This is a genomic window from Ciceribacter azotifigens (genome assembly GCF_048159625.1).
In the GTDB taxonomy this organism is placed as follows: Bacteria; Pseudomonadota; Alphaproteobacteria; order Rhizobiales; family Rhizobiaceae; genus Allorhizobium; species Allorhizobium azotifigens.
This window is the reverse complement of record NZ_JBLQTA010000006.1, coordinates 76,156-102,462: the sequence shown is the minus strand read 5'-3', so window position 1 is coordinate 102,462 and position 26,307 is coordinate 76,156. Positions and strand designations below refer to the sequence as shown.

Genomic DNA, 26,307 nt, shown 5'->3' with positions numbered 1-26,307 from the left:
ACGGCGGCTCATCGGTCAGGTTGACGGCAGACTTTACGAGGCCAGACGCAGCCTCGGGCGCGCGCTATCGGTCTGGAAGCGTGCAGCGATGTCGTTAAGGAGCAGCGCCCGGTCGGCGAGCTGAGACGCGGAAGCCGCAGTCTCTTCAACCATAGCTGCATTCTGCTGCGTACCCCTGTCGATCGCTCCCACTGCCATCTTTATCTCCTGGACGGCCGCTGCCTGCTCACGCGCCGACGAGACGATTGCAGTAACGTGACTGTTGATTTCCCGCACATCGGAGGCGATTGTGCTGAGGACGTCGCCGGTCCTGGCGACCAGTTCCACACCCTTCTTTACCTGGCCGGTCGAAGCACTGATCAGTGTCTTGATCTCCTTCGCGGCTGTGGCGGATCGCTGCGCCAGTTCGCGTACTTCCTGTGCAACCACGGCAAAGCCCTTTCCGGCCTCGCCAGCCCGTGCCGCTTCGACACCGGCGTTAAGTGCCAGGAGATTTGTCTGAAATGCAATCTCGTCGATGACGCTGATGATGTTGTTGATTTCAAGGGACGATTTCTCGATGCCTTCCATCGCCGAAACAGCATCGTGCACGACCTGGCCGGACAGTTCGGCGTTCCTCCGCGTGTGGTCGACTATCCGTCCTGCTTCTTCCGCCCGATTTGCGGCCTGGTCGACTGTCGAGGATATCTCTTCGAGCGCGGCCGCGGTCTCCTCTACAGAGGTCGCCTGCTGTTCCGTACGCTTGGCAAGGTCGTTGGTGGCGGCACTGATTTCCTCGCTGACGGACCTCAGGTTCGAGGCATTGTCGCTCACCTGCCCCATGACGGAGGAGAGCTGGTCCACCATGGAGTTGAAATCAGACCGAAGCCTTTCGTATTCTTCCCCGAAGCGCCCGGTCAGGTGACACCGCAGATCGCCCTGGGCAAGCTCGCGCAGCGAAGCGGCAAGGGCTGCGAAGACCCGCTCCTGCTCTTCCCGCTTTGCCGCGTCCCGCTTCTGCGCCTCTTCCATCCGCTCGCGATAAGCAACAAGCTCCGCGATGTCCTGCCAGAACGACACCATCACCGGCGTGTCATCTATGGTCTTCATCATCATCGTGACCAGCACGTGAAGTGGCTTCCCGTCAAGTGTCTGATGAACCCATTCAAAACGATGAAACCCCTGGCGAGCAACCGTGGCAAAAATCTCGCCGGCGGCATCGCTGGAGCGGCGACCATCCGGCTGAAACTCAGGTGACAGATTGCCTGGCTCGACCCCCAGAACACGTTCCTTCGGTAGGCCCAGCATCTTTTCCATGGCCGGGTTGCAGTTAATGATCCGGCCATCCTGGATGACAAAATAAGCGTCCGGGGAGTTGCTGAAGATGAACTCGCATACCTGCGCGTGCAGTGTCGGTTTCCTATTGAAAAACATAGATCTACTCCTTTAGTCGACGTCCTCTTTGCAGGTCAAACTTAACAGTCGTTAAAGGAGTAATGGTCAAAGTAGAGGAGGCGACCGCGGCTCAGGTGTCGGCCAAAGTGCCCCCTGGATCTGTGAACGCCTTACGAATGCGCTCGACTGCGAGAAACATGGCGGTCGTGAGTACACCTTCTCCCCTACGAAGATTTCGAAATGCAGCCGTCGGCGAGACAGGATGATCAGATGTCTGCTTTCCAGATGCTCTCTTCCTTCCGTGAACCATGAACGGTCACGCCCTCCGTCGTCTCGCGTCGATTAAACGTCTCAGGCGGCGCCACATTGAGGTTGATTTTCGAATGTTCGAAATAATATCATCGCGGATGAGTTGCATTTGCCCATGCTCCGGCGTCAGTTTCGTCCCATGAGGGCCGGTTGGGCTGGCTGGAGGATGGTCTTCCATTGCGCGCCTGTTTCGTCCCGGTGCGGTGGCGTGCCAGGCCCTCGAGAGTGCTGGGTGGGCCATGATGTCGGAATTGGCGTTCTATCTCACGGAAGCCAGCTGGATGGCGCTTCTGTTCGGCGCGCTGATCTTCGATATCCCCCGCTATTCGTTCTCGCTGATTTCCCTTTCGCTGCTGGCGATCATGAGAAGGGCGAAGGTGCCACCGCTGCAGGGCAACAGACGTTCGGTCAGCGTGATCCTGCCGACATTCAATGGTGGCCGCGAGCTTGACCACGCGCTGGCATCGTTCAGGCACCAAAGCCTTCAGCCGTTGGAGATCATCGTTGTCGACGACGGATCCACGGATGATACGCGCGCGGTTGCGCAGCGTGCGCGCAGCGAAGGCATCGTCGATCTTGTCATCTGTCACGGGACCCGTTGCGGTCGAAGTGCCGCAGTGAACGCGGGGGCGAGGTTCGCGCGCGGGGATCTGCTGTTCACCGCGGACGCCGATACAATCTTCGCCCCGACCACGATCGAGCGGTTGGCTGCCGCTTTCGATGGTCCCGATGTAGCGGCCGCAAGCTGCAACATCGGCGTCAAGAATGAAGACGAAACCGTGACCACCGGGCTCCAGGGCATAGAGTATCTGATGTCGATTTCGGCAGGACGATCCTTCCTGGACACGATCGACGCGATAGCCTGCTGCTCGGGTGCCTGTTCGATGTACCGGCGTGACGTTTTCGTGAAGACGGGTGGTCTCGATGTGGGACCTGGTGAAGATCTCGAAGTGACGTTGCGCTTGCGGCGGCTGGGACATGGAGTCCGCTTTGTGCCCGAAGCCTGGGCGGCAACTTCAGTCCCTTCGTCACTGGTCAATCTGTTGCGGCAGCGCGCGCGCTGGGATCGCGACGCTCTCAGGATCCGTCTCTTCATGTATGGGCAGTTCAGGCTGCGCCAACCATCCGAGCGCCTGGCCGAGACACTCCAGCGGCTGGATTTCATCGTCCTTGATCTGCTGCCGACGCTCACATTTCCTTTCTACCTCGTCTACCTGGTGCTCGTTCTCGGTGACGCGGCGATCTATTTGCTGGCAGCCGTCTACGTGTTCATGTCCGTCCTTTCGCTCTTCAACATCCTGCTGGCCCACGTCCTGTTCAGCACCTCCACCAGCTTGTTCAGCCTGTTGCTGGCGCCAATATTTCCATTTTTCCAGGGCTTCATCATGAAGCTTGCTCGCTTTGCGACCTATACGGCCGAAATCCTGTTTTCGTCATCAAGCCATGACGAATACGTGCCGCCGAGGGTCCGCCGTGCGCTTCTGGGTCATCTTTGAGGAGAAGCAGAATGGAGAATGCGCTCACGAGGCTCGACCCGAACCTTCCCGATCCGGTCGAAAGCCGGCGCCGGTCGGCAGGCCGGTTCGTCCGCTTTGTCTACGGCACCCTCGTCTTCGGATTGCTGGCGGCCCTTATCCTCTATTTCGGCACACCCCTCGTTTTCCTGGGCAGCCCGGGTATTGTCTCGGCGCCTCGGCAACTTGTGTCGCTCCCCTATGCCGTCCAGGTCGTCGACAGGGTTGCCGAGCCTGGAGAGGCGGTGTCGGTTGGCGACGAGATCGCCCGGGTGCGTTCTCCACAGCAGGATGAGATCGTCGCCACCTATATGCGAGGACTGTCCGAGCTTGCCGGCCGCGAGGCCGATTTGCGCATCAGGGAGCAGGTCGCCCAGAACTCGCTGCCTGCCGCCCGGGCCTATCTCGAGCTCACGGCAACGGCGGTCAACCGTTTGGCGGCAGCCAAGAATGCCGTAAGCCTTACCTATGAACTAGACGTGCGCAATGCTCATGCCCAGGCGCGCAAGGATGTCGCTTCGCAAGAGGCAGAAGCCGCGGAGGCCTCGGTCCAGATAGCGGCGCTCGCCGCCCTTCGTGAGCGGCTTCAGCAGCAGGTCGATCGGCTGGAACGGGACTTCGCCAATGGCCGTGTTGTCGCCCCGGTCTCGGGCATCGTCTCCCCGCGCATGGCGACGGCGGGGGAGTCACTGGTCGCGGGCACGGCGATCGCTGAGATATACGACACCAGCGACATTTTCATAGACTGGTTTGTTCCGGACTACCGGCTGGTAGAGCCTAAGGTCGGGAAGCCTGTTTTCGTGCTCTTCGGTAACAGACGCATCTCCGGGGAGATAACCAGGATTCTGCCGGTGTCCGACGTGTATGAGGAGGAAAGGACACTCGCCGGAAGCAGGGGGCGCTCAGCCCAGGTCGCACGCATTCGCATGGCGCCGGGATCGGAACCCCCGGCGCTGGGTTCCACCGTCCACGTCCATATGTACTATTCGGGCCGTATCGGCCATGTGGCCGCCGACCTCGTCCATCTACTCGGACTCAACTGACGGAGCGTCCGATGCAGATTGACGAAGGCCAGTCCATTTGTCCTGAATGCGGAGGCAGGCTCGAGACCTTTCCGGTCATTCATCACATGCTGTGCGCCTATATCGGCCCCGAATATGACTTCCCAGGCATATCTGAGGACCGCACCTGCCCGAAATGCCGGCGAAAACTCGTGCGCGGCGAAGCCGAAATCGTTGGCGACAGTGCACGCTGTTTGACCTGCGACAGAGAGCTTGTCGTCTTTCCGGCCGTAGCGAATGAATGACGGCTGCGGTCTGGGCAAGCGAAGAGCGGCAAGAACGCTCTCGACCTTGCCATCTCAATATTGAGAGAACTATCGCAAAATCACAGCCGAGATCCTGAAACGCATGCCGGACGAAGATCGCGATCCCGGGGCGGCTGCGGGTTGCCGTCGAGCCTGGCCAGTCGTTCTGCCGATGCCGCGACCGAGCCGTTCAGTGCGTCTTGGACAAGAGTTTCCTTGGAGTTGGTGAAAAGCGCCATTGTTGTCATCTCGGTTTGGAGACTCGCAAAGCCATATACTCGATCCCGCCGGACGCGGGGAGGTCGCGCCCGGCGAGCAGACATGATGCGGATGGAACGCGGGCTCTTCCTTGTCCCACCTATGCGTCATGTCTCGATTGATCGCGAGGTTTAGCGTGATACGCCCTCAGTTGAGGACGTTCTTGTAGAAATTCGCTTCCACATCCGCCATGTCGATGGCCGCCAGATCCTCGGGCAGAGCGTAGCCATCGGCGTCTGCATGAACCTTGGCCTTGTCGAAGTCATTCGCTTCCTCGATGAAATCGTTGGTGACATATCGGGCGGCGTCAATGTCGATGCTGGATTGGCCGATGGCTTTCAGAATGGCGAAGAAGTTGTCCCAGGCCGGGATCTCATGTTCTCCCCATCCCTTGCGGCTTGCCATATTGCCCTTGAAGGTTCGGTGGATCTGCATCAGGCTTTCCGTACCTGCGCGAGGTCCGTAATTGGCTTTCGTGGTGGGAAGTGCCTTGAAGACGATGTCCGCTGCCGCGCGGGGGTTGCGGTCGGCGAACTCGCTGCCCATGGCCCATCCCTTGAGATATTTCTTGAGGAAGTCGAGGCGCTCCGGGTCGTCGAGATCGGCCCGCCGGACAACCAGGGAATTCGAAGGCAGAGGCGACCCGCGCATACCCAGCCAGTAGTCAAAGTCCAGCCCCTTCGCTCCGAGGTCGGCCCGCAGGCCTTCCCAGGCGAGACATGCATCCCCTTGCCCGCTCGCCAGTGCTGTGGTCCAGGTCGGCCAGCCGGCCTCGACATAGGTGATCAGGCGAGGGTTCACGCCGACGGCGGCGAACATCGGATCGCAGATAGACTGCCACGCTGCGGAACCCAGAAGTATCGTCTTCCCCTCCAGATCCTTCAGGTCCTTCACGCCTTGCCCCTTGCGAAAGGCAATGTTGAAGAGGTCGAGACAGCCGCTACCGAAGACGGAGACGAGGTCCATTCCGGCATTGGCTGCGAAAGACAACACGCCGGGAGACGGAAAGCCTATGTCGGCCTGTCCGACCGAGAGGAACTTGACCACGGCGGTTCCATCCGAAGGACCGGGTTCCATCGCTGTTTCGACGCCGAGATCGCCAAAATAGCCCCGCTCCCTGGCGACCCAGTATGGGTAGTCATCCATCACCTCGATGGTGCCGCGTGGCGAGATCCAGGTGAATGGCGAATTGTATGGCTTGGCTTGTGCCGTGCCGGGGGCCAGCAGACCGCCGCCCAGAACGGTGGTCGTTACGATGCCGCTTGCGCTGACTTGAAGCAGCCGGCGACGTGTTATTCCTTGGTTAGCCATCAGGCGTCCTCCCATGGTGGTTTTGCCGCTGGACTTGCATTGCGCGGGTCGAGCGCGGCGTCTCGCCCGCAGTGATCAGCTTTCCCAGCCCGCCAGCTTTTTCGCGAGCCAGAAGAAGAAGGCGTAGATGGTGATCCCGGTGACGGCCAGGATCAGGATGCAGGCGAAGAACTCGGGCATCCTGAGTGTCGAGGAATAGGTGGTCAGACGGCTTCCGAGGCCGAAACCCCCGCCCGACATTTCCGCCCCCACAGCGGTGATCATTCCGAAGATTGCCCCGATCATGAGGCCAACGATCACCATTGGCATGGCCATCGGAATGCGGATCTTGGTGAAGATTTGCATGGCGGAAGCGCCGCAGGATCGGGCGAGCGCAATCTTCATGGTGTCGACCCGGCGAAAGCCCGTCGCCGCATTGATCATCACCATCGGACCCGACGCCAGGGCGACCGCGATAATTCTCGGCGTGAAGCCGAAGCCGAAATTCAGGATGAGCAGCGGTACGAGCGCCAGCATGGGCGTCGTGACCAGAAGCAGGATGTATGGCGTGATCACCTTTTCCACGAAGGGAAACTGGGTGATGACGGCGGCGAGAAACAATCCGATCGAGGCACCGATCGCGTATCCGGCTACCAGTTCGATCAGTGTATAGGAATAGTGCTGGATGATCATCGCCATTTCCGGCGACGAAAACACCGCTGCAATGGCGGAAGGCGTCGGTAGAATGAACTGCGGGACTTCCATCAGCCGGAGGAACAACTCGCCGCCGCCGATGACGAGCACCGCGACACCGATGATGGCGGCGACCTCGCGCGCGCCTTGCCCGCCCATTCCGCCTGTCAATCCGGCAGGAGTTGCCACTCCCGCGCTGCCTGTCTGAGAGATATCGCTCATCTGCTTCCTCATACCGCTTTGGCAACCGGAGATTTGGCCGCCGGCTGGTGCTGGATGTCGTGCTTGATCATGTTGACGAGGTCGAAGAACTCGCGCGTCTCCATCAGGCCGAGCGATCTCGGCCGGGGAAAGGGTACGTCGACGATCCGCGAGATCTGTCCTGGACGCGCGCTCATGATGTAGACCTTGTCGGCGAGGAACACCGCTTCGGCGATGGAGTGCGTGATCAGGATCACCGTCTTTCGCGACTCAAGCCAGATTTCCTCGACCAGCTTGTTCATTTCGTCGCGCGTGAAGGCATCGAGGGCGCCAAACGGTTCGTCCATAAGGAGGACGGTCGGATCGCTCGCAAGCGCCCGGACGATGGACGCGCGCTGCTGCATGCCGCCCGAAAGCTCGCGGGGCATCTTGTCACCGAAACCGCCCAATCCGACGCGTTGCAGCAGCGTCTCGATTCTATCCGCCTCAGGTCGGATGCCCCGGATCTCGAAGGGCAGGTCAATGTTCTTGCGGATGGTTCGCCACGGCAGGAGGTTGGCCTCCTGGAACATCATCCCGATGCTGGGATGCGGGCCTGTGATCCATTCCTCGCCGAGCGCGATGGCGCCGGAGGTGAGCCTGTGCAGGCCCGCGATCGACCACAACAGGGTGGTCTTGCCGCAGCCCGAAGGTCCGACGATCGAGATAAACTCGCCTTGCCGGACAGTCAGGTCGACATCCTTCAAGGCATGGACCTCGCCTGATTGCGTTCGATAGGTCTTGGTCGCACTTCTTACATTCAGCGCCTTGTCAGCGGATCTTTTCATAACTCTCACCTCCTCCGGCGGGCCATGGCGGCAAAGCTTCCCCGTCCCCGAAGTCGATCTGACCGGGGAGCAATTTCTGGAGTGAACAGCTTCAACTCTCGAGCAGTTCGTTCAGGTAGCGATCGACCTGCTCCATATATCCGGGCTCGAATCCGTTCAGACCCATATGGCCCTCGGGCGACTGGATGGTACGGATGCGCGCGTCCCGCACCAGTGCGCAGTCTGCCTCGCATTCGTGCACGGGAAAGAACTGATCGTGACTGATCGGCATGATCATCGTTCTTGCCGAGATGCACCCGAGCGCCTTTGCAAGATCGCCGGCCGCGTGCCGCGACACGTCGGCCCGCTGCCACTTGTGCATCTCGGCCAGCAGGACATTGGGGTCCATTGGTTCGAAATAGGCCTTCATCACGCCGTTGATGAAGTCGTCGAGCGACGCCATGCCCAGCACGCTGCGCCAGCGTTGCTGCTGATAGAATTGCGGCGACCAGCCGAGCACCGCCACGATCCGCGCCATGCGGTCCATGCCGTTCCGCACGTCCAGACCGGAAGCGTACCAGCCATCGTTCCAGCGCGGATCGGACGTGATCGCCTCCTTGAGGCTCTCGACAAAGACCTGCTGATGCAGGGAAATGCGCGCGGTGGCCGCGATGGGTGCCGCCCGTTCGACCATCTCGGGGTATCGCACCGCCCATTCATAGACCTGCTGACCGCCCATCGAGCCGCCCACCGCGAGCGCGAGCCGCCTGATGCCGAAAAGGTCCGTGACCATCCTGTGCTGCGCCTGCACGTCATCCCCGATGCTCAGCCTGGGGAATTTTGCCATCGCCTGTGGCGCTGGCATATTCTGCGGCGAGGAAGACACGCCGCCTCCAAGCTGGTCGACGATGACGATGAAGTAGCGCTCGGGATCGAGGGCATGTCCCGAACCGACGTAAACATCTTCCATCACCTTGCCGGTGCCGGAGAACCAGGTTGTCACCAGAACAGCGTTTGATTTCTCGGCGTTCAGGGTGCCGAATGTGCGGTAGGCAAGCTTTGCGCCGCGCAACGTCTCGCCGCTTTCGAGAATGAGATTTCCGAGATCGTAAAGCTTGAATGCGCCCTGCGCCGCGGGGCCATAATATGGATTATCAATCATGGCGTCCCTCACTTGAGGCTGGCTGCGATGGCGTCGAGACCCGCCTTCGTGCAACTCTCATCCTGGTCTTCACTTGCGCCGCTGACGCCGATCGCACCGATCACATCGCCGCCTGCAGTCTTGACGGGAAGGCCGCCGGCGAAGGCCACGAGGCCCGGAACGAAGGCCGCACCGGGAAGGCTTGCATTGACCCCGTCACGCTTTGCGCCAAAAGACATGTTGGCCATGGCGCGGGTCGGCGCCGCATAAAGCGCGGACCTGATGGCCTTGTTCTGAGCGAGTTCAGTGCAGGCCTTGCAGGCGCCGTCCTGGCGCGCAGCCGCAATCAGCCGCCCGCCATCTTCAACGACCACCACGTTGACATTGGCATGGCCGGCTGAAACCTGCGCCGCAAAGCACGCGGAAATCATCGTTTCGGCCGTCGCATAGGTCAGGATCGGCTTGCTGGGTATGTCCCCGGCCCACGAGGTAGCCGGTGCGAACGCCGCCAGCATAGCCGCCGCAAAAAGTCGTCTTGTCATTTCATCTCCCCCGTCGTCATCGCGCTCGCACAACGCTCAGTCGCACGACGCCGTGCTCACCGGGGATTTATCAAAGGCCGTGGGAGGTCATCTATCGCGAAGGTTCGCGATGCCGATATGGAGCCACCTGGGTCTCCGCTTCGCGGAAAGAAGCCGGCGCAGCAGTTGCGGCGCGAAGCAGGCGGCTCGAGGAAGACATTCAATCTCGGCTTGCCGCGAGATCCATCTTCGCGAGCAGGCTGACGAGAGCCGACGTGCTCGGGGCACCGATTTTCTGCCTGATGCTCCGGAGTTGATGATCGATCGTCGAGAAGGACCGCCCACGTATCAAGGCGATCTGCTTGTAGCTCAGGCCCTTGGAGACTAGTTTTGCCACCTCGATCTCCGAGCGCGTCAGCGTCACGGCGCCCACGGTCTGGACATCGTCGGCGTCGATGGCCTGATCGCGTTCGGCGATCGCTTTCGAGACGGCGATGATCGGGTCGAGAACGTCCGTGACCGTCTGCTCGAACCGGTCATATATGTTGGAATCGCTCGGCGCGAAATGCTCGGTCCAGTCGGCGCAGATCAGCCCGTAGGTCCTGCCACCGGCGCGAAGCGCACCCCCGATCTTGGTCTTCGTCCTTGCCTTGGACAGCCGCTGGCGCAGCCTCATTTGCAGGCGCCGATCCTGCTTCATGTCAGCGAACACCACCGGTCGCGGCGAGAGCCACATTGCCTGCATTACAGGGTCGTCATTATCGACGGCGGAACCACCAAGTGTGGGGACCGCATAGTTTTCGTCTTTGGCCTCTGCAAAGCTGGGGAAATATTTCTTCGAATATGGTGTGCCGAACCCGGCGTCGACACGATGACAACTTAGTTCGAGGCGTAGCCAGTTAGTGGCAAGGGACCAGCAAGTAGTTAAATCATCAAGCCGGAGTAGCATGTGAGCAGCGAGGTCGCGAGCCGGCGCATATCGGATAGAAGCGCCGTCAATTAGTTGAGATCTCAATCGCCTTTGCGCAGAAAAGATGTCACCTCAGAAACCGTCCGATAAGACCAGAGTTGTCAACCACTGCGGATCTTTCGACTCCAAGGCTCTGATCCTTCCACTTACTCCTAATCCAGCGAAGCGCGTCTTAGGAGCGGGCTCGCCGCGGGAAATGAAAGATACGCCGCTTCAAGATGAAATTCAATTGACGCCTCTTTGCCAGATCACCCTTGTGCGACGAAGGCTTTTTGGGGCAGGTGGGACGTAGGTCCGTTGTTTCGTATTACCCGCCTTCGTGTATCGTTGGTTATTACTAGCTGCCTAACTCGGCATTTACAGAACTCGAACCGCGAGTATGAACTCATTTAGTACTTGCAGCAACCGGAGGCAATGAACTCGCTGTGACTTTGACCGCTTTGCGCCCTCACTCCGGCAAGCGGAGAGCCCGTGCACGGCCTGCGTTCGATCGACACTGACGAGGCGGCAACCATCCTCTGGATCTTTGAGCAGTACGCGGACGGCATGAGCCCGGTCAGGATTGCTAAGGAACTCAATGCACGCGGTGTACCCGGTCCGCGCGGCCGATCTTGGCAGGGGACCGCAATTCGCGGTTATCGAAATCGTCGCAGCGGCATTCTGAACAATCAGGCCTATATCGGGCTGATCGTCTTCGACCGCCTCGCCTATCGGAAAAGTCCCGCGACAGAACGTCGGGTTTTGCGGAGCTTCGCCGCCACCGTTCGGCCGGATGGCTTTACTCCGCGCACGCACCAAGGATCGGCGTCATCAGCCTTATATGCCTATCGATCCGCTCGAGAACCTTCGCCGGAGCAACACTACGTTCCGGTAGCGACCACCAAACCTCGTTGACGCGCTCGACCGTATCGACCACCGCTTTGAGGACTGCCGCTTCCGGCAGCCGCGCACGATTGGCGAAGGCTTTCCATCGCTGCACGTTCAGCGCCTTGAAGGGCCGCTCGCCGGCGAGCGACAGAGCCATGGCATCCGCGGGGATGTAAGGGATCGTCGAGAGCACGTCATAGACGGGCGCGAACTGCGGTTTGTCACCTGCCCCGCTATAGATCAACGACCAGTTCTTCAAGTGCATGTCGCCATTGCCGGTAATGGCTGCCAGAGCCAGTCGGCGGACGAACTCAAGAGCAGCGGTGGACGATACGGCAACGTTCAAGGCTGCGGCGATATCATGATAGGCGGCACCTTCGTATTTCCGCGAAGGATAAACGCCGAACACCTGCGCGAAATCCTCGATGTGGATCCGCTCCCCGCTTGCGCCGCGATCGAAGCGTTTAACAAGCAGAACTTTTCCATCCGACAGCGTCTCGAACTCCTTCGGTATACCTTCAAACTCCGACTGCTCGACCAGTTCACGTTCCGGCACTTCCATCCCGATCGCTTCAGCTAATGCGAGATTGGCATATTCGTTTTCCGACACCCCGGGAAACGAGGTCGATGGAAACTTGGCGATGAAGGATCCCTGGTCGTCGCCGAGCGGCAGTGTTAGTCCACCGCCCTTCCCCGTATTCTTGACGACCGAGAGCTTCATCTGGACGCCGGCAAGCGAGAACCGGGCCTTCGGCTTGGGAGCGGGCAGGTTGTCGAAACGCACAACCGTTCCGTCACTCGGCACGACGCGGACTGCGCCAGGCAGATCAGACCCAAGCGCGACAAGCAGGTCGAAATCGTTTCCCGCGCGAACACTCCCCGCGTGGTGTTTTTCCATCGCCTCGCGCAGCTTGTCTTCGGGAAGCAGATTGGCAAAGAACGCCGGCAATGCTCTGGCGACGGGTTTCGGATCCTTACGCAAGCCGCCAGTGGCCGCGCGAAAAGACAAACTAAGCACTGGAAAGCCGCCGGTTGCGCGATAGCTGTCCTCGAAGCTGAAGGCGTTGAAGTCGCCAGGCGTCCGAACGATTGTACCGACCTTCACATCGTTCAGCAGCACGTCGAGCGACGAGATGGATCTCGGATCGGAAGCAACCTCAGACATTCTCACCTTCATTTGGATGAGCCATGAATGCCGGAAGATCATCCAGATCGTCGTGCGGCCGCAGCAGGGCATCAACAGCCGGAACCATCGCTTGCGGGATGAGCATCAATTCAAGCCCGAGCGCGCGGGCGATGTTGATGAGGGTCGTCGTGCGCGCAGCACTGCTTCCGGTTTCTATCTCACGATAGCGGGGACGCGATATGCCTGCCATCTCCGCAACCTGTTCCTGTGTCAGTTGTCGCGCTTTACGGGCAGCTTTCAGCAATTGCCCGATTTCCAGCAGGGCATCTGATTCAGACCATGTCATATCGCCTACCAACCATTCTCCTTGGTACAGGACGAAATATCTTAAACTCAAGGCGCCGGTCAACAAAAAAGATATTTTTTAGGATCATTTTCGAACATATGATCTGTTTAGATGTCTTTCGCGTTGTTTTCTTAATGGCTGCGCCACCGGGGCTGAGATGCACTCCCCATACATGTTTTGTTTACCGCACGACCCAATTTCCGCTCGCCCTCGGCACTGGTGCCAGAGAGAAACGGAATGAGCATGCCCAAACACGATCTTTCATCACGTCATTTTCAGCGAAAAATTTCGGAATTTTGTGAGGTGTCACGCCCTTCATTGCCCGGCACCTCTACCGGCAACGGGTCAGTTCGATCGGCAGGCCCTCTTACGGCAAAGCGGGCGCGAACCTGGCTGACCTGCTCGATGCGCATCCGGTGATCCTGCCGACGCTCGAGAGCGGCGTGCGCTCGCACTTCGAAGCGCTCATGGCAAGGCTCGGCATTACGCCACAGATCGCCGCCGAAGTGGATGATGTGGCGATGATGCGTCTTCTGGCGCGCGAAGGTGCGGGGCTGGCTGTCCTGCCGGCGATCTTCGTCAAGGGCGAACTTGAGGCCGGGACGCTGGTGGAGTTCGGTGCGCTGCCGAAAATGGTCGAATCCTTTTATGCGGTGACCGTCAAGCGTCGCTTCCCCAATCCTCTCATCCGGCCACTGATACGGGAGAACTCGCAGGAGTGAACACCACGCCCCGCGGGGCCCATCCGATTGCCCCCCTATACCAGCGGCAGAGACCATCTTGTCCGGCACGACCTGCATTCCCGTCCGGGCATCGTGGAGGCCCGCCGTTTGCGCAAAAAGGCCGCGGCAACCGCAGGCCAGCGGTTGCCGCAGTGGGGTTATTCGGCCACGTCCAGTTCACCTTCGTCGGTGGCAAGCGACTCGCGGATCTGATCGATCTTTCCGACTTCGGGCCCCACACCGAGGATGGATTTCGCCTCATCGAGCGTCGCATCCGTCACAATCCCGTCCTTGGTAAAACCGGCAAGCGCTTCGCGCAGGGCTTCATCACTCAGTTCGGGATCGGTCGGGATTGCGTCGACCCCATAGGTCGCCTCGAACTCAGCATAGGCCAGTGCATAGGCGGCAACCGCCGTCATGCGCGGATCGCTCGAGTTGAGGTAGGCGTGATAGTTGCGGTTGAGAGAACGCAGCCCGGGCGTTTTCGCGGCGTTGTTGGTGACGGACACCTTGGAGGTGCGCTGCGCCTTCTGCGTGGACTTGCCATGTTCGCCCGAGTGGCCGGACGCGGATTTTCCGCTTCCGCCGCCATGACCCCCGCCATTGCCACCACCATTGCCTCCGCCATTGCCACCACCGTTGCCGCCGCCGTTGCCACCACCATTGCCGCCCTTTGCAAAGGCAGTGGTCGCAAAGCCCGTCATGCCGGCAGCCGCAGGGGCCACTGCCAGGCCGAGTGCAAGAACAGTCCGGACGATCGTGTTGTTGATAGCCATAGGGTATCTCCTCGAGTTGATCACATAGTTCGGTTCCTCTTGAGGAGGCGCGAACCGGTCCGGAAAGACTAATCGCCGCCGTGCCGGCGCGGTACCGTCCCCCGTCCAATACCACCTTGGCTCGGACCTAAGTCCGGGGCCCTACCCGTTCAAAGGTCCGGAAGCGCCGATATGAGGGACGGAAAAGAGGGAGAGCTCTTGCCAGTCGGAGCCGCCTCCCCTAACCTCGAACGACCATCTTGCCGCATTTTTCGGCAATCGACTCGAGCACCCGGTGCGCATCAGCAATCTCATCTCCCGTTGGAATTCCCAGTCGCTTGCCATGCAGTTCCTCAGCATGGGCGGAGCTGTTTCGGTATGCGCCATGGCGCTGATCGGCGCCTTCGTTTCGGACAGGGTCGAGGATACCGTCACCAGCAATGCGGCGGCGACCACGGCACTTTATGTCGACAGCGTGATTGCACCGCTTCTTCCGGACATGCAGAGCAACGAAACGCTCGACGATACGACAGCACGCGCCCTGGATGAGACTCTCGGGCAAGGCGCGCTCGGCAGCCGTCTTCTTCTGTTCCGCCTCTGGCGGTCGGATGGAACGGTATTGTATGCCAGCGATCCGGCCGCGACCGGAACCAAGCCTGCCCTCGACGAGATGCTGAAGACAGCCTTTTCTGGCCAAATGGTCGCGCGGTTCGTCGCCACGGGTGAAGAAAATGCCCGGAGCGGGCCGGCGTTGCCTGTCCTGAAGATCTATAATCCGGTCCTGCAGCCGTGGTCGGGACAGGTCGTGGCCGTCTCCGAATTCCACGAAGCGGCGGGTGAATTCCAGCAGAGCCTTCTCCGGACGAGGTTGCACACCTGGTTCGCCGTTGCCGCCTTTACGCTCGTTTTCTTCGTTCTTTTGTCGGCGATCGTTCTTCGCGGAAGCAGGACGATCGAGCGCCAGCGTCATGCCTTGAAGCAACGCGTCGAGGAGCTTTCAGAGTCGCTGTCGCAGAACGAAGCCTTGCGGGAGCGCGTGCAGCGCGCCACACAACGGGCAACGACGCTTAACGAAGGGTATCTTCGCCGCATCGGGGCAGATCTGCATGACGGCCCAGCCCAGCTTCTTGCCTATGCCGCCCTGCGCCTCGACGGTGAGGCCCTGCGAAGATCGACCAGATCAGATGAGACGAGCAGGAACGAAATCGCCGCGATCAAGGCCAGCCTCGATGAGGCCATGCAGGAGATACGGACGATTTGCAGCGGTCTCGTCCTGCCGCGGATCGAAGGTGCAAGCCTGCCCGACATTTTGCAGGAAGCCATCCGCGCCCATCGGATGCGGACCGGCACGTCGGTCAACTTGTCGGTGTCGGCACCGCCTGAGCACCTTTCCCCTGCCGCCAAGATCTGCATCTATCGCTTCGTGCAGGAGGGGCTCAACAACGCCTATCGCCACGCCGGCGGCATCGGGCAGGCTGTATCCCAACGCACCGAGGGCGGCCTCGTCATCGTCGAAGTTGCCGATCGCGGATCCGGCTTCGACTTGAACCAGGTCCGTCCGACCAGTCTCGGTCTTGCGGGCTTGCGCGAGCGGGTCGAAAGTCTCGGCGGAACATTCGAAATCACCTCGTCTAAGGCCGGAACCGTCCTGCGGATGACGACGAACATTGAGGAAACGAAGTAGCCATGGACACGAGGATACGGGTCGCGGTCGTGGACGACCATCCACTCTTCCGCGAGGGAGTGACACGCAGCCTGTCGGAGATCGACGGCTTCGAGATCGTTGCCGAAGGAAGTTCCGGCGCCGATGCGGTCCGCATAGCCGGGACCCTGCAGCCGGACGTCCTGCTGATGGACATATCCATGCCGGGCGGCGGCCTTGACGCAATCCCGGCCGTTCTGGACGTCGCACCCTCGCAGAGGATCGTCATGCTCACCGTTTCGGAGACGAGTGAAGATGTCACCACGGCACTTGCCCGCGGCGCGGTGGGCTACGTCCTGAAGGGCGTGGGGGCACTGACGCTTGCCGACGCTATCCGCACGGTGGCAGCGGGAGACGGCTATGTCGCACCGACGCTGTCAGCCCGGCTGATTTCCGCCCGCACCGAGATGCCCGGCAAGTCCGCGCTCGTCGCGAGCCTGACGCCGCGGGAAATGGAGGTTCTGGAACTGGTCGCCGTCGGCATGAGCAACAAGCACGTGGCCATCGAACTCGATCTGCAGGAAAAGACCGTCAAGCACCACATGACGCAAATCCTGACCAAGCTCGGTGTCACGAACCGCACCGAAGCGGCAATGGCGCTGCGTGACGCGCGCCAGACCTAGAAGACTACTGGAGGAGCGCTTCGATCCGGCGTAGATCCGAGGCAGTTGCCAGCCGGTTCACGATCGTTCGGCCGCGTGCGTCCTTCATGATGTATCGTCCGTTTACGACCACTTCGGTTATGCCGCGCTTGTGACGGATGCCGATGGCAGGAAGTGAGGGGTCGACCGCGTCTGCCCCCTGCGCCTGTCCCGTTGCCGCCTCGGAGCGATCGGCCTTGCCGGAAGATCGGGATTCGCTTCCGTGTCCATTGCCTCCACCGTTCCCACCTCCGTTTCCGCCACCGTTGCCCCCGCCATTACCGCCACCATTACCGCCGCCGTTTCCGCCCCCGTTCTTGGCGCCTGCCTCAGCCGGCGCCAGGGCGACGCCGGACGAGGAAAAATCAAGCGTGATGGGAGCGGCAACTGCGGCAAACACGAGAGCCAGTCGAACGAAGGCAACAACAGACATTCGGCGCATGACGACGCGGGTATCCTTCAAGGGCAGATGTTCGGGGTTCGACATCGGCTAATCCTAGCTTTTGGAGCCTTGGGCGATATTTTTATACGAGAGACCACCCCGTGTCTTCCCGAATGCCGATCGCAGGACGTTTCCTCGCGGTCGTCCGGACGTTGGTCCCGGCCATCCCCGGACCTAAGTCTGGCGGCCGGCGTCCAGATTGCTCTTTCAGGACGCGCAGCAGTGCCCGAACGGCGGGTTCGCCGGCTCACTCCCTTAGGGGATCATCTTCTCCTTGGCTTCTCGAAGCTTGAGCGGCCCATGAAACAGACCGCTCAAGGCCGTACGACCGGCTCCGCGCCTTGTCAGCTCGCCCTTGCCTGCCGCACCGGAGACTGTGTCCAGCCGGGCAGCCAATCCCGGTGGGCGAGGAGGAGATCGTCGACGAGCGACCAGATCTGGTCGAGGTCGAGTTCGGCGGCCGTGTGCGGGTCCATCATCGCGGCATGGAAGATGTGCTCGCGGTTTTCCGTCATCAGCGCGGCGACCGTCAGTTCCTGGACATTGATGTTCGTGCGCATCAGGGCAGCCAGCTGCGGCGGCAGCGCACCGACCGACGTCGGCTGGATGCCGCTGCGGTCGACGAGACACGGCACCTCCACCGCGCAATTGTCCGGCAGCGAGGAGATGCAGCCATTGTTGCGCAGATTGCCGTAGATGACCGAAGGTTCGCCGGTCCAGACCGAGTTGATGATCGAGGAAGCATATTCCTTCGACGAGGTGACCTCGATCGTCTCGGCGGACCGGTAGGCCTGCGCCTGCCCTTTCCAGCGCTCGATCTGCTCGACGCAGCGCTTTGGATATTCGTCGAGCGGAATACCGAATCTCTCGATCAGGTCCTCGCGCCCTTCCTTGATGAAATAGGGCGTGTATTCGGCAAAATGTTCCGAGCTTTCGGTCACGAAATAGCCGAGCCGCGTCAGCATCTCGTAACGCACCTTGTTCGGGCAGCGCGGGTTCCAGCCGGGTTTCGGCGCCCGCCCCTCGCGATATGCGCGCACGAGCTCCGGATAGAGGTTGCGGTAGCTGCCGTCCTGCTCACGGTGCTCGAATTCCAGGAAGAACGCCATATGGTTGATCCCGGCCGAGCGGTAGCGGATCTCCTCATAGGGGATATCCAGATCGTGGGCGAGCTCCATCGCCGTGCCCTGAACCGAATGGCACAGTCCCACCTGGCGGATCGCCGGATATCTCTCGGCGATCGCCCAGGTGTTGATCGCCATCGGGTTCACATATTGCAACATGATCGCGTCGGGGCAGACGGCAAGCATGTCCTCGCAGATCTTCCAGAGATGCGGCACGGTCCTCAGGCCCCGCATGATGCCGCCGACGCCCAGCGTATCGGCGATCGTCTGGCGCAGCCCATATTTCTTCGGCACCTCGAAATCCGTGACGGTGCAGGGCTCGTAGCCGCCGATCTGGAAGGCGACGACGACGAAATCGGCGCCGGCGAGTGCCTTGCGCTGGTCGCTGTAGGTCTCCGCCTTCGCCTTCACGCCTAATGTGGCGATGAGCTTGTTGACAACGACCGCGCTCTCTTCGAGCCGTTGCGGATCGATATCCATCAGCGCGATCGTCGCGCCGGCGAGCGCCGGGCGCTGCAGCACGTCGCCGATGATGTTCTTCATGAACACCGTCGAGCCCGCACCGATGAATGTGATCCTGGGATGTCCTGCCATGTCTTACCTCCGGCAATGGAAAATCATGCGATATCAAACGCGGCCCTGACGAGCCGCCGTGTGTATTCTGTCTTCGGGTTCGAGAGCACGTCCTCGACCGGCCCCTCCTCCACGATCCGACCGTGCTGCATGACGATCACACGGTGGCAGAGTGCACGCACCACCTTGAGATCATGCGAGATGAAGAGGTAGCTGAGCCCTCTTTGCGCCTGGAGCTTGCGCAGGAGCTCGATGATCTGCGCCTGCACCGAGAGATCGAGCGCCGACGTCGGCTCGTCGAGCAGGATGAATTCGGGCTCCAGCGCCACAGCCCTCGCGATCGCGATGCGCTGGCGCTGACCGCCGGAGAACTCGTGCGGAAACCGCGACAGGATGTCCGTGGGCATACCGGCCGCGTCGAGCGCCTCCTTGACTCTCTCGAGCCGATCGGCGCGCGTTTGACCGAGCGCGTTGACGATCAGTCCTTCCTCGATGATCTGACCGATCGTCATGCGCGGATTGAGCGAGGCGAACGGGTCCTGGAAGACGACCTGCATGCGCGACCTGAGCGGCCGCATCTCCTTACGCGAACGCCCGTCGATACGCTCGCCGTCGAAACGGATTTCGCCGGCGCTCGGCTCGTTCAGTCGCAGCAGCGACTGTCCGAAGGTCGTCTTGCCGGAACCGGATTCCCCGACGATGCCGAGTGTCTCGTGCCGTCGGAGGGTCAGGCCGAGACTGTCGACGGCAACCAGTTCCCGAAGGTCGGGCCTGAAGATGCCGCCATGGCGCATCATGAAGCTGACCCGCACATCACTCGCGGTCAGCAGCGGCTCGGCGTTCGCCGGAAGTGGCATGGCCGCCCCTTGCGGTTCGGAGGCGAGCAGCCGCCGCGTATAGGGATGGCGGGGTGCCTCGAACAAGCGCTTCGTGGTGTTGTGCTCACGCATCTCGCCATGCTGCATCACATAGACATAGTCGGAGAACTTGCGGACGATCGTGAGATCATGGGTGATCAACACCACAGCCATGCCGCGCTGCTGCTGCAACGAGCGGATGAGATTGAGGATCTGGGCCTGGACAGTGACATCGAGCGCCGTCGTCGGCTCGTCGGCGATCAGCACGTCCGGATCGTTGGCAAGCGCGATCGCAATCATGACCCGCTGCCGCTGCCCACCCGAAAGCTGGTGCGGATACTGCTTCAGCCGCGCTTCCGGCTCGGGGATCTGTACCTGCTTCAGGAGTTCGAGCGCCCGGGCGTCCGCCTGCCTGCGGCTCACTCTCGCATGCACACGGATAGCCTCGACGATCTGGCTGCCGATGGTGTGAAGCGGGTTGAGAGAGCTCATCGGCTCCTGGAAGATCATCGATATCCGGTCGCCACGCAGCGCCCGGCGGGCGCGTGGCGAGAATGTCAGGATATTGGCACCTTCAAAGGCGACCGTTGCTTCCGGCGACACCACGGCACGCCTGGAAAGGAGGCCCATCACGGTGCGGGCGGTGACCGATTTGCCCGACCCGGATTCGCCGACGATTGCGACGGTCTCGCCACGGTAGAGCTGGAAGGAGATGTCCTTCACCGCCTCGACCGTCCCGTGCTCGACCCTGAAGGTCACGCCGATATTGCGCGCATCGATGATCGGGGCGTCGGCGCGTTCCGCACTGTCGAAGCGCGTCGCAGGGGCGTGGTTTTCGATTGCCGCAAGTGCCATGACCATTCTCCCTTCACTTCAATATGGATCGACGGCATCGCGCAGCCCGTCGCCGAGCGCGTTGAAGGCAAAGACCGTCACGAGCACGAAGCCGACCGGTGCGAGGATCCACGGATAGGAGCCGATGACCGAATAGGTCGCCGTGTCCTGCAGCATCAGGCCCCAGGAAATGAGCGGCGGCTTGACGGCAAATCCGAGGAAGCCGAGGAAGGACTCGAGCAGCACCACGCTCGGAATGTTGAGCGTGACGGCCACGATCACATGGCTCATCACGTTCGGAAGAATATGCTGGAAGATGATCCGGCGATCCGTCGCGCCGACCGCCATTGCCGCGCGCACGTAGTCGATGCGGGCAAGCGCCAGCGTCTTGCCGCGAACCTCCCGCGACATCTGGGCCCAGCCGAGCGCCGACATGACGACCACCACGAAGGTGAGGAAGACATGGGTCGGCGCCGTGACTGGGATGAGCGAGGTGAGTGCGAGATAGAGCGGCAATTGGGGGAAGGCGAGCACGATCTCGACGAAGCGCTGGATCCAGGCATCCGCGACCCCGCCGAAATAGCCCGACGCCAACCCGATGGTTGTGCCGACGACCGTCACGATCAGCACGACGCTGAGCGCGATGGCGAGCGAGACTCGCGAGCCGTGGATCGCCCTCGAGAGCACGTCGCGACCGAACTTGTCGGTTCCGAGGAAATGCACGGGTTCACCGTCGATCGACCCTAAGAAGTGCCGGTCCGTGGGCACGAGGCCGAGGAGCCGGTATTCGCTCCCCCTGACGAAGAAGCCGAGATAGCGCGGGTTGTCGTAATCCGGTCCGACGATCGGCTGGAAGGTGACGGGGTCCAGTTCCTCGGTCTCCGCGTTCGCATATACCCGCGGGACGAGGCTGAGCCGCCTGTCCTTGTCCCGGAAACTGATGGTCTGGGGCGGCGAAAAGCTCGCATCCGTCGCCATCGGGTCCATCGGCGAGAAGAATTCGGCAAACAGCGCCGTGACCACCAGCAACATGACGAGCACAAGGCCGATCATACCGGTCAGCGAACGTCTGAAACGGCGCCAGACCAGAGCCGAATAGCTCTCGTTGCCGCCCGTTCTTGTGACCGTCTCCTCGGTGACCGGATCGGGCCGGATTTCCTCGAGCGCCGCCATCTCACCCCCTCCCCAGTTCGCGCACACGGGGGTCGAGCAGCGCCAGCAGCATGTCGGCGATAATGTTGCCGACGATCAGGGTCGCGGCGAGCACCATCATGAAGGTTGCAGTGACGTAGACGTCGCCGACCGCCATCGAGCCGACGATTGCCGGCCCCACCGTCGGCAGCGAGAAGATGATCGCCGTCTCGATTTCGCCCGTCAGCATGTAGGGCAGGACGACGCCCTGGTACATCACCAGCGGATGGAGCGCGTTCGGAACGGCATGCCGCAGGATGACGGCACCTTCCGAGAGCCCCTTTGCCCGCGCCGTCTCGATATACTGCGCGTTCAGCGTATCGAGCAAATTGCCGCGCATGACGCGCATGTTATAGGCGAGCCCGCCGAAAACGGCGATTGCGACCACCGGCCAGACATGGCTGACGAGATCGGCGAGCTTTGCCCAGGACCTGGGTGCCCCGCCATATTGCGGTGAAAAGAAGCTGCCGATTTCCGAGACGTCGTAGTGGAAGACCATCAGGTAGACGAGCACCAGCGCCATCAGGAAGCGCGGGACCGTCATGCCGAGGAAGGAGACCGTCGACAGGAGATTGTCGACCCAGGAGTACTGCCGCGTCGCAGCCCAGATCCCGAAACCGATGCCGAAGAGCGAGGCAAGGATATGGCAGACGAGCGCCAGTGCCAGCGTTCGCGGCAGTCTTTCGCCGACGACCTCGGCGACGGGCTTGTTGTAGTAGAAACTGTAGCCGAAATCGCTGCGGGTAATAATGCCCGAGATCCAGTTGACGTACTGGACGGCCATCGGCTTGTCGAGGCCGTGTTCCACCCGGTAGGCCTGGGCCTGCGCCTCCGCCTGCTCATAGGATGCGCCCCCCTGGTTCATCAGCTGCGAGCGGATGTAATCGGCATAATCGCCGGGCGGGGCCTGGATGATCGCAAAGGTCACGACGCTCAGGATCAGGAGCACCGGCACGGCCGAACCAATCCGTGTCAGAAGAAATCTCAGCATTGCCACTCTCTCCATTGCAGCGGCGACCCTCCGGCTCGACCCCTCGTCCTGCCCGGCCGCGCTTCACGCGCGGCCGGTTAAGGCGTCAGGGAGGAAAGTCAGTTCATCGGGCCACCGTCGCCCGGCTTGCCGGGCAACTGCTCCGGATGGAGCTCGTACTTGCCCTGCCGGTCGGCCGCGACCCACATGCGCTCGCGCATGATCGAATCTTCGGCCCAGTTGAACATGTAGATCGGCGTGCCGGCGGGGACGTTCGAGAACCGCTTGTTGATGATGAGCGCACCGGGATATTCCGTCAGCCCGATCGTGTAGAGGTTCTCGGTATAGACCTGCTGGTATTTCTTCATCAGTTCCGCCCGCTCGGCATTGTCCTGCGAGGTGATGAAGCGATTGACCAGCTCGGCCATCTCGGCCTCGAACGGCATGATGTCGAGATCCTTGCCCTCGGGAGCACGGTGGTTCCAGCTGGTACGCGGTCCCACGGGTGCGAGTTGTTCGGTATTCTGTACCACCGAGGAAAGCTCGGTTGTGTTGCGGCGCACCGCCCAGTCGAAACGGCCGGAATAGTGGGCCGCGTCGCGCTGGTTGGAATCGAGCGCGTTGATCACCACGCGAATCCCGAGCTTCGCCATCTGTCCGACGAGACCCTCCGCGAGGCTCTTGTCCGTCGTGTAACCGTTGTTGACCAGAACCACGATCTCGACGTTCCCGCCGCCGGCGGTGCCGGCAGGAAAATTAACGATGCCGTCAGAGTCAGTGTCGACAAGGCCGATCTTCTCAAGCGCTGCCTTCGCCGCCTCGAGGTCGTAGGGATAGTAGACTGTGGAATTGCGGTCGTAGAAGCTCGTCCCGGACGATAGTCCGCCCGGATAGATCGCCGTGAACGGTCCCTTCACAAGACTGTCGCCGATAGCCTTGCGGTCGAGCGCCGAGGTCACCGCCTTGCGGAATTCGGGATTGCGATTGAGCTCCCGGACAGCCTGCTCGCGCTCGTCGGGATTGCCCCAGCCGTTCGCCGAGAAGTTCATGAGGAGATTATAGCCGATCAGGCGCGGTCCGAAGGCCAGCCGCGCCGGTGCGTCGGGCTCCGCAGCCCGCTTCAGTGCCGCCACGAAGTTTTCCGGCTGCTCGAGATTGGAGATGTCTCCCGAACCGGCCACCGCCTGCACGTCACGATCGGCCCAGGTCGAGAGCTTGTAGTGCACTTCGTCGAGATAGGGCAGCTGCTGACCCTTCTCGTCCACTTTCCAGTAATAGGGATTGCGGCGCATGACGATGATGTCGTCCGGGCGGTATTCGACCGGCACCCAGGCGCCCATCACCGGCATGTTCATGTATTCCGGCGGGAAGGCGTTCTTGAACTGATCGTAGCTGTTATCGGAGTATTTCGGGTGCTTGGGCTTCAGCACATGCGCCGGACCCGGGCAGAAGCTCGGATAGGCCATCGTATAAAGATATTGCTTCGGGAAGGCCTCCTTGAAGGTCCACTCGACGGTGTAATCGTCGATCTGGACGAGCGTCGTGCCCTCGCCGAAGGCCTCCGGAGAGGCACCGCCGCCAAGCGGGGAAACGTTCGGATCGAGGACCGCATCCTCCCAGTAAAACATCACGTCTTCGGCGGTGAACGGATGGCCGTCCGACCATTTCGCACCCTTGACCAGATGCATCGTGAGCTTGTGGCCGTCCTTCGACCACTCCCAGCTTTTTGCGAGATTCGGCAACGGCTCGGTGTCCTCGGCATTGACCTGGAAGAGCGGCGCGGTGCGCGTCAGGCACTCGGACAGCCCGATGTCGATGCCGCCCCATCCCTGGCTCTGCCCCGCCGTGTAATTCCAGCCCTCCGGCCGGCCGCCGATCACGTGTCTCAGCGTATCGCCGTAGACGCCGATCCCGTCCGGCATGTTGGCCGCCTTGTAGACCAGCGGCTCTTCCGGCAGGCGGTCTTTCAGCGGTGGCAGCTTGCCGGCCTTCTCGAACTTCTCAGAAACCCAGCCCGGCTCAGAGTAGGCGGGCAGCGCCTTGAACTCGAGGATCGAGCCGCGCGCCACATAGGTGACCTTGGCTTCCGCCGGAAACGCCGGCGGCTCCGGCGGCGTCGTGGTCTCGAAGGCATGCGCCGTCAGCGCGAACATCGACACGCCGACGCTCAGCAAGGCAATTCGTCCGAACTTCTTTCGATAGTGCATCGTCCCATTCCTCCCTCTTTGGCAAGTGCGGCAAGCACCTGACCGACCTCGCTGAGGCAAAGGCGCCGACTCCCCTCGCCGCCCTGTCTTTCTGGCCTCAGCCTGCTCTCTTCATCGCAGCCTTTTCCGCCCGGATCTCGTCGAGCGAGCGAACATCGCGCCGTGCCGCCCCCGTCCACTCACGCGTCTTCACCTTTGCGTTCGCCAGCCGCTCCCGCGCCGCCGGAACTGCATGGGCGTATTGCGGCAGCCAGCGCGCCCCGGCGACGACCATCTCGTCGACCATCTGCCAGACTTCCTCCGGGGTCGCGACGGCACCAACCAGCGGATCATGCAGCACGGCGAGCTTCAGGAGATCGATATCCCCCGAGATCGCCGCATGGACCGCCATGCGCTGGACGTTGATCGAGGCCATGCAGGTGGCCGCGCAGGCCTCCGGCAATGTGATCCCCGAAACCATGTTGATGCCGAAACGGTCGACGAAACCGGGCGACTCGATGATGGCATCCGCCGGCAGATTGGTGATGACACCGTTGTTCCTGACGTTGAAGTGACCGCGATAGACCCGTCCGGTCTCCAGCGCCTCCAGGATGTGGCTGGCATGCTCGTTCGAGCGCCTCGTCGGGTCGATCGGCTTGCCGGCCGCTTCCAGGAATTGCGGGAAGTCGGTCTCGAACCAGTTGCGGGTCTCGATCGAGTACCGCAGATAACCGCCCGTCTCGCCATGGATCCAGTCGGACATGTCGATCCACCGGGCGATCTCCTCCGGCCGCTTGCGATACCACGGCAGGTACTCCGAAAGATGGCCGTTGCTTTCCGTCGAATAGACGCCGAACCGCTTCAGCACGTCGATGCGAAGCTTCTCCTGCTGCGAATAGACGGGATGTGCCTCGAAGGCAGCCACCAATTCGTCCTTGCCGATCTTGCGGCCGTTCAGCCGCAGCTCGATGAACCAGGTCTGGTGATTGATGCCGGAACAGACATAATCGAGTTCGCGGACCGAGCCTGCGCCGAGCACTTCGGCGATCTGCTCGGCGCCGTGCTGCACGCCATGGCAAAGCCCGACGGTATCGACCTTGCCGTATTCGATCGCTGCCCAGGTGTTCATGGCCATCGGGTTGGCGTAGTTCAGGAACTTCGAGTCGCTCGCGGCGACCTCGCGGATGTCCTTGCAGAAATCCAGGATGACCGGAATATTGCGCTGGCCGTAGAGAATGCCGCCGGCACAGATGGTGTCTCCGACGCACTGGTCGATCCCGTATTTGAGCGGGATCGCGATGTCGTCGGCATAGGCTTCCAGCCCGCCCACACGCACGCAGCTGATGACGTAGCGCGCGCCTTCGAGGGCGCGGCGCCGGTCGGTGGTCACGGTCACGCGCGCCGGCAGCCGGTTCGCCTCGATCATCCTTTGCAGGATGTCCCGGATCATGCCGAGATTGTGCTCGCTGATGTCGGTCAGGGCGAATTCGACGTCGTGGAACTCGGGAACGCAAAGGATGTCAGTTGCGAGCTTCTTGGTGAAGCCGATGCTGCCTGCCCCGATGATAGCGATTTTGAAACCCATTCG

24 protein-coding genes and 2 pseudogenes are annotated in these 26,307 nt (G+C 61.4%); 7 read left to right on the top strand and 19 right to left on the bottom strand.

The features are described 5' to 3' along the window. Positions 1 to 33: 33 nt before the first annotated feature. Together ACM6UT_RS11195 and ACM6UT_RS11190 are read right to left on the bottom strand one after the other, a co-directional pair. Positions 34 to 948 (bottom strand): annotated as a pseudogene (locus tag ACM6UT_RS11195) (methyl-accepting chemotaxis protein); the annotation flags it as partial. Between the two features lie 75 nt (positions 949 to 1,023). Beyond that, a pseudogene (locus tag ACM6UT_RS11190) lies at positions 1,024 to 1,413 on the bottom strand (PAS domain-containing protein); the annotation flags it as partial. Between the two features lie 512 nt (positions 1,414 to 1,925). Between ACM6UT_RS11190 and ACM6UT_RS11185 the strand changes: the two are divergent. From ACM6UT_RS11185 to ACM6UT_RS11175, 3 genes are read left to right on the top strand one after another with little or no spacing between them, the layout of a single operon-like run. Beyond that, the gene (locus ACM6UT_RS11185) at positions 1,926 to 3,179 is read left to right on the top strand and encodes a glycosyltransferase family 2 protein (RefSeq protein WP_416797415.1); all 1,254 of its coding nucleotides are present in this window, start codon (positions 1,926 to 1,928) and stop codon (positions 3,177 to 3,179) included. Positions 3,180 to 3,190: 11 nt separating this feature from the next. Next, positions 3,191 to 4,240: an HlyD family secretion protein gene (locus tag ACM6UT_RS11180; protein ID WP_416797414.1), complete on the top strand. Its 1,050-nt coding sequence runs from the start codon at positions 3,191 to 3,193 to the stop codon at positions 4,238 to 4,240. Positions 4,241 to 4,251: 11 nt separating this feature from the next. Next, entirely contained in the window at positions 4,252 to 4,503 is a 252-nt protein-coding gene (locus tag ACM6UT_RS11175; RefSeq protein WP_416797413.1) for a TackOD1 domain-containing metal-binding protein, read from the top strand. 405 nt (positions 4,504 to 4,908) lie between these two features. On the opposite strand, the gene ACM6UT_RS11170 is transcribed toward ACM6UT_RS11175, so the two are convergent. The 6 genes from ACM6UT_RS11170 to ACM6UT_RS11145 all read right to left on the bottom strand — a co-directional run bounded on the left by ACM6UT_RS11170 (position 4,909) and on the right by ACM6UT_RS11145 (position 10,113). Then, positions 4,909 to 6,072, bottom strand: coding sequence for an ABC transporter substrate-binding protein (locus tag ACM6UT_RS11170; RefSeq protein ID WP_416797412.1), 1,164 nt, complete (start codon positions 6,070 to 6,072; stop codon positions 4,909 to 4,911). Between the two features lie 75 nt (positions 6,073 to 6,147). Further along, positions 6,148 to 6,966, bottom strand: a complete 819-nt coding sequence (locus ACM6UT_RS11165; protein WP_416797411.1) for an ABC transporter permease — start codon at positions 6,964 to 6,966, stop codon at positions 6,148 to 6,150. 8 nt (positions 6,967 to 6,974) lie between these two features. After that, entirely contained in the window at positions 6,975 to 7,772 is a 798-nt protein-coding gene (locus ACM6UT_RS11160; RefSeq protein ID WP_416797410.1) for an ABC transporter ATP-binding protein, read from the bottom strand. Positions 7,773 to 7,863: 91 nt separating this feature from the next. Further along, on the bottom strand, positions 7,864 to 8,967 hold the full coding sequence (locus ACM6UT_RS11155) for an alpha/beta fold hydrolase (protein ID WP_416797409.1): 1,104 nt from the start codon (positions 8,965 to 8,967) through the stop codon (positions 7,864 to 7,866). Then, entirely contained in the window at positions 8,922 to 9,434 is a 513-nt protein-coding gene (locus ACM6UT_RS11150) for a GlcG/HbpS family heme-binding protein (RefSeq protein WP_416797408.1), read from the bottom strand. Before ACM6UT_RS11150 ends, ACM6UT_RS11155 begins: the two co-directional genes overlap by 46 nt. A gap of 199 nt (positions 9,435 to 9,633) precedes the next feature. Beyond that, a complete protein-coding gene (locus tag ACM6UT_RS11145; protein ID WP_416797407.1) occupies positions 9,634 to 10,113 on the bottom strand; it encodes a helix-turn-helix transcriptional regulator in 480 nt (159 codons plus the stop codon). Positions 10,114 to 10,929: 816 nt separating this feature from the next. On the opposite strand from ACM6UT_RS11145, the gene ACM6UT_RS11140 reads away from it, so the two are divergent. Further along, positions 10,930 to 11,277, top strand: a complete 348-nt coding sequence (locus tag ACM6UT_RS11140; protein ID WP_416797549.1) for a recombinase family protein — start codon at positions 10,930 to 10,932, stop codon at positions 11,275 to 11,277. On the opposite strand, the gene ACM6UT_RS11135 is transcribed toward ACM6UT_RS11140, so the two are convergent. The 3 genes from ACM6UT_RS11135 to ACM6UT_RS11125 all read right to left on the bottom strand — a co-directional run bounded on the left by ACM6UT_RS11135 (position 11,162) and on the right by ACM6UT_RS11125 (position 13,135). Then, positions 11,162 to 12,415 carry a type II toxin-antitoxin system HipA family toxin gene (locus ACM6UT_RS11135; protein ID WP_416797406.1) on the bottom strand — a complete coding sequence of 418 codons (1,254 nt, stop codon included), beginning with the start codon at positions 12,413 to 12,415 and terminating at the stop codon, positions 11,162 to 11,164. The genes ACM6UT_RS11140 and ACM6UT_RS11135 overlap by 116 nt on opposite strands. Beyond that, on the bottom strand, positions 12,408 to 12,722 hold the full coding sequence (locus ACM6UT_RS11130; protein ID WP_416797548.1) for a helix-turn-helix domain-containing protein: 315 nt from the start codon (positions 12,720 to 12,722) through the stop codon (positions 12,408 to 12,410). The genes ACM6UT_RS11135 and ACM6UT_RS11130 overlap by 8 nt, the downstream gene beginning before the upstream one ends. A 275-nt stretch (positions 12,723 to 12,997) precedes the next feature. After that, the gene (locus ACM6UT_RS11125; protein ID WP_416797405.1) at positions 12,998 to 13,135 is read right to left on the bottom strand and encodes a hypothetical protein; all 138 of its coding nucleotides are present in this window, start codon (positions 13,133 to 13,135) and stop codon (positions 12,998 to 13,000) included. Here ACM6UT_RS11125 and ACM6UT_RS11120 point away from each other — a divergent pair. After that, the gene (locus ACM6UT_RS11120; RefSeq protein WP_416797547.1) at positions 13,076 to 13,444 is read left to right on the top strand and encodes a substrate-binding domain-containing protein; all 369 of its coding nucleotides are present in this window, start codon (positions 13,076 to 13,078) and stop codon (positions 13,442 to 13,444) included. The two genes, ACM6UT_RS11125 and ACM6UT_RS11120, sit on opposite strands and share 60 nt — an antisense overlap. A gap of 158 nt (positions 13,445 to 13,602) precedes the next feature. Here ACM6UT_RS11120 and ACM6UT_RS11115 read toward each other — a convergent pair whose 3' ends face one another. Next, complete coding sequence (locus ACM6UT_RS11115; RefSeq protein ID WP_416797404.1) at positions 13,603 to 14,220, bottom strand: hypothetical protein; 618 nt, start codon at positions 14,218 to 14,220, stop codon at positions 13,603 to 13,605. A gap of 322 nt (positions 14,221 to 14,542) precedes the next feature. Here ACM6UT_RS11115 and ACM6UT_RS11110 point away from each other — a divergent pair, with 322 nt between their 5' ends. Further along, complete coding sequence (locus tag ACM6UT_RS11110; protein ID WP_416797546.1) at positions 14,543 to 15,883, top strand: sensor histidine kinase; 1,341 nt, start codon at positions 14,543 to 14,545, stop codon at positions 15,881 to 15,883. A gap of 2 nt (positions 15,884 to 15,885) precedes the next feature. Next, a complete protein-coding gene (locus tag ACM6UT_RS11105) occupies positions 15,886 to 16,524 on the top strand; it encodes a response regulator (protein WP_416797403.1) in 639 nt (212 codons plus the stop codon). Between the two features lie 4 nt (positions 16,525 to 16,528). Here the strand turns inward: ACM6UT_RS11105 and ACM6UT_RS11100 are convergent, their stop codons facing one another. From ACM6UT_RS11100 to melA (ACM6UT_RS11070), 7 genes are all read right to left on the bottom strand, one after another. Continuing rightward, a complete protein-coding gene (locus ACM6UT_RS11100; protein ID WP_416797402.1) occupies positions 16,529 to 17,029 on the bottom strand; it encodes a hypothetical protein in 501 nt (166 codons plus the stop codon). Between the two features lie 299 nt (positions 17,030 to 17,328). Next, positions 17,329 to 18,702: an alpha-glucosidase/alpha-galactosidase gene (melA, locus tag ACM6UT_RS11095; protein WP_416797401.1), complete on the bottom strand. Its 1,374-nt coding sequence runs from the start codon at positions 18,700 to 18,702 to the stop codon at positions 17,329 to 17,331. A 23-nt stretch (positions 18,703 to 18,725) separates the two neighbouring features. Next, positions 18,726 to 20,399, bottom strand: a complete 1,674-nt coding sequence (locus ACM6UT_RS11090) for an ABC transporter ATP-binding protein (protein WP_416797400.1) — start codon at positions 20,397 to 20,399, stop codon at positions 18,726 to 18,728. Between the two features lie 12 nt (positions 20,400 to 20,411). Continuing rightward, positions 20,412 to 21,545, bottom strand: a complete 1,134-nt coding sequence (locus ACM6UT_RS11085) for an ABC transporter permease (RefSeq protein WP_416797399.1) — start codon at positions 21,543 to 21,545, stop codon at positions 20,412 to 20,414. 1 nt (position 21,546) lies between these two features. Next, a complete protein-coding gene (locus ACM6UT_RS11080; RefSeq protein ID WP_416797398.1) occupies positions 21,547 to 22,554 on the bottom strand; it encodes an ABC transporter permease in 1,008 nt (335 codons plus the stop codon). 98 nt (positions 22,555 to 22,652) lie between these two features. Then, a complete protein-coding gene (locus ACM6UT_RS11075) occupies positions 22,653 to 24,740 on the bottom strand; it encodes an ABC transporter substrate-binding protein (RefSeq protein WP_416797397.1) in 2,088 nt (695 codons plus the stop codon). Positions 24,741 to 24,837: 97 nt separating this feature from the next. Continuing rightward, the gene (gene melA, locus ACM6UT_RS11070; RefSeq protein ID WP_416797396.1) at positions 24,838 to 26,304 is read right to left on the bottom strand and encodes an alpha-glucosidase/alpha-galactosidase; all 1,467 of its coding nucleotides are present in this window, start codon (positions 26,302 to 26,304) and stop codon (positions 24,838 to 24,840) included. Positions 26,305 to 26,307: the final 3 nt, after the last annotated feature.

What these genes read in the sequence shown, in the direction of transcription:
- ACM6UT_RS11185 (WP_416797415.1), top strand. Translation starts at nt 1,926, where the DNA reads ATGTCGGAATTGGCGTTCTATCTCACGGAAGCCAGCTGGATGGCGCTT.
- ACM6UT_RS11180 (WP_416797414.1), top strand. Translation starts at nt 3,191, where the DNA reads ATGGAGAATGCGCTCACGAGGCTCGACCCGAACCTTCCCGATCCGGTC.
- ACM6UT_RS11175 (WP_416797413.1), top strand. Translation starts at nt 4,252, where the DNA reads ATGCAGATTGACGAAGGCCAGTCCATTTGTCCTGAATGCGGAGGCAGG.
- ACM6UT_RS11170 (WP_416797412.1), bottom strand. Translation starts at nt 6,072, where the DNA reads ATGGCTAACCAAGGAATAACACGTCGCCGGCTGCTTCAAGTCAGCGCA.
- ACM6UT_RS11165 (WP_416797411.1), bottom strand. Translation starts at nt 6,966, where the DNA reads ATGAGCGATATCTCTCAGACAGGCAGCGCGGGAGTGGCAACTCCTGCC.
- ACM6UT_RS11160 (WP_416797410.1), bottom strand. Translation starts at nt 7,772, where the DNA reads ATGAAAAGATCCGCTGACAAGGCGCTGAATGTAAGAAGTGCGACCAAG.
- ACM6UT_RS11150 (WP_416797408.1), bottom strand. Translation starts at nt 9,434, where the DNA reads ATGACAAGACGACTTTTTGCGGCGGCTATGCTGGCGGCGTTCGCACCG.
- ACM6UT_RS11145 (WP_416797407.1), bottom strand. Translation starts at nt 10,113, where the DNA reads ATGAAGCAGGATCGGCGCCTGCAAATGAGGCTGCGCCAGCGGCTGTCC.
- ACM6UT_RS11140 (WP_416797549.1), top strand. Translation starts at nt 10,930, where the DNA reads ATGAGCCCGGTCAGGATTGCTAAGGAACTCAATGCACGCGGTGTACCC.
- ACM6UT_RS11135 (WP_416797406.1), bottom strand. Translation starts at nt 12,415, where the DNA reads ATGTCTGAGGTTGCTTCCGATCCGAGATCCATCTCGTCGCTCGACGTG.
- ACM6UT_RS11130 (WP_416797548.1), bottom strand. Translation starts at nt 12,722, where the DNA reads ATGACATGGTCTGAATCAGATGCCCTGCTGGAAATCGGGCAATTGCTG.
- ACM6UT_RS11125 (WP_416797405.1), bottom strand. Translation starts at nt 13,135, where the DNA reads ATGCGCATCGAGCAGGTCAGCCAGGTTCGCGCCCGCTTTGCCGTAAGA.
- ACM6UT_RS11115 (WP_416797404.1), bottom strand. Translation starts at nt 14,220, where the DNA reads ATGGCTATCAACAACACGATCGTCCGGACTGTTCTTGCACTCGGCCTG.
- ACM6UT_RS11110 (WP_416797546.1), top strand. Translation starts at nt 14,543, where the DNA reads ATGCAGTTCCTCAGCATGGGCGGAGCTGTTTCGGTATGCGCCATGGCG.
- ACM6UT_RS11105 (WP_416797403.1), top strand. Translation starts at nt 15,886, where the DNA reads ATGGACACGAGGATACGGGTCGCGGTCGTGGACGACCATCCACTCTTC.
- ACM6UT_RS11100 (WP_416797402.1), bottom strand. Translation starts at nt 17,029, where the DNA reads ATGTCGAACCCCGAACATCTGCCCTTGAAGGATACCCGCGTCGTCATG.
- melA (WP_416797401.1), bottom strand. Translation starts at nt 18,702, where the DNA reads ATGGCAGGACATCCCAGGATCACATTCATCGGTGCGGGCTCGACGGTG.
- ACM6UT_RS11090 (WP_416797400.1), bottom strand. Translation starts at nt 20,399, where the DNA reads ATGGTCATGGCACTTGCGGCAATCGAAAACCACGCCCCTGCGACGCGC.
- ACM6UT_RS11085 (WP_416797399.1), bottom strand. Translation starts at nt 21,545, where the DNA reads ATGGCGGCGCTCGAGGAAATCCGGCCCGATCCGGTCACCGAGGAGACG.
- ACM6UT_RS11080 (WP_416797398.1), bottom strand. Translation starts at nt 22,554, where the DNA reads ATGCTGAGATTTCTTCTGACACGGATTGGTTCGGCCGTGCCGGTGCTC.
- ACM6UT_RS11075 (WP_416797397.1), bottom strand. Translation starts at nt 24,740, where the DNA reads ATGCACTATCGAAAGAAGTTCGGACGAATTGCCTTGCTGAGCGTCGGC.
- melA (WP_416797396.1), bottom strand. Translation starts at nt 26,304, where the DNA reads ATGGGTTTCAAAATCGCTATCATCGGGGCAGGCAGCATCGGCTTCACC.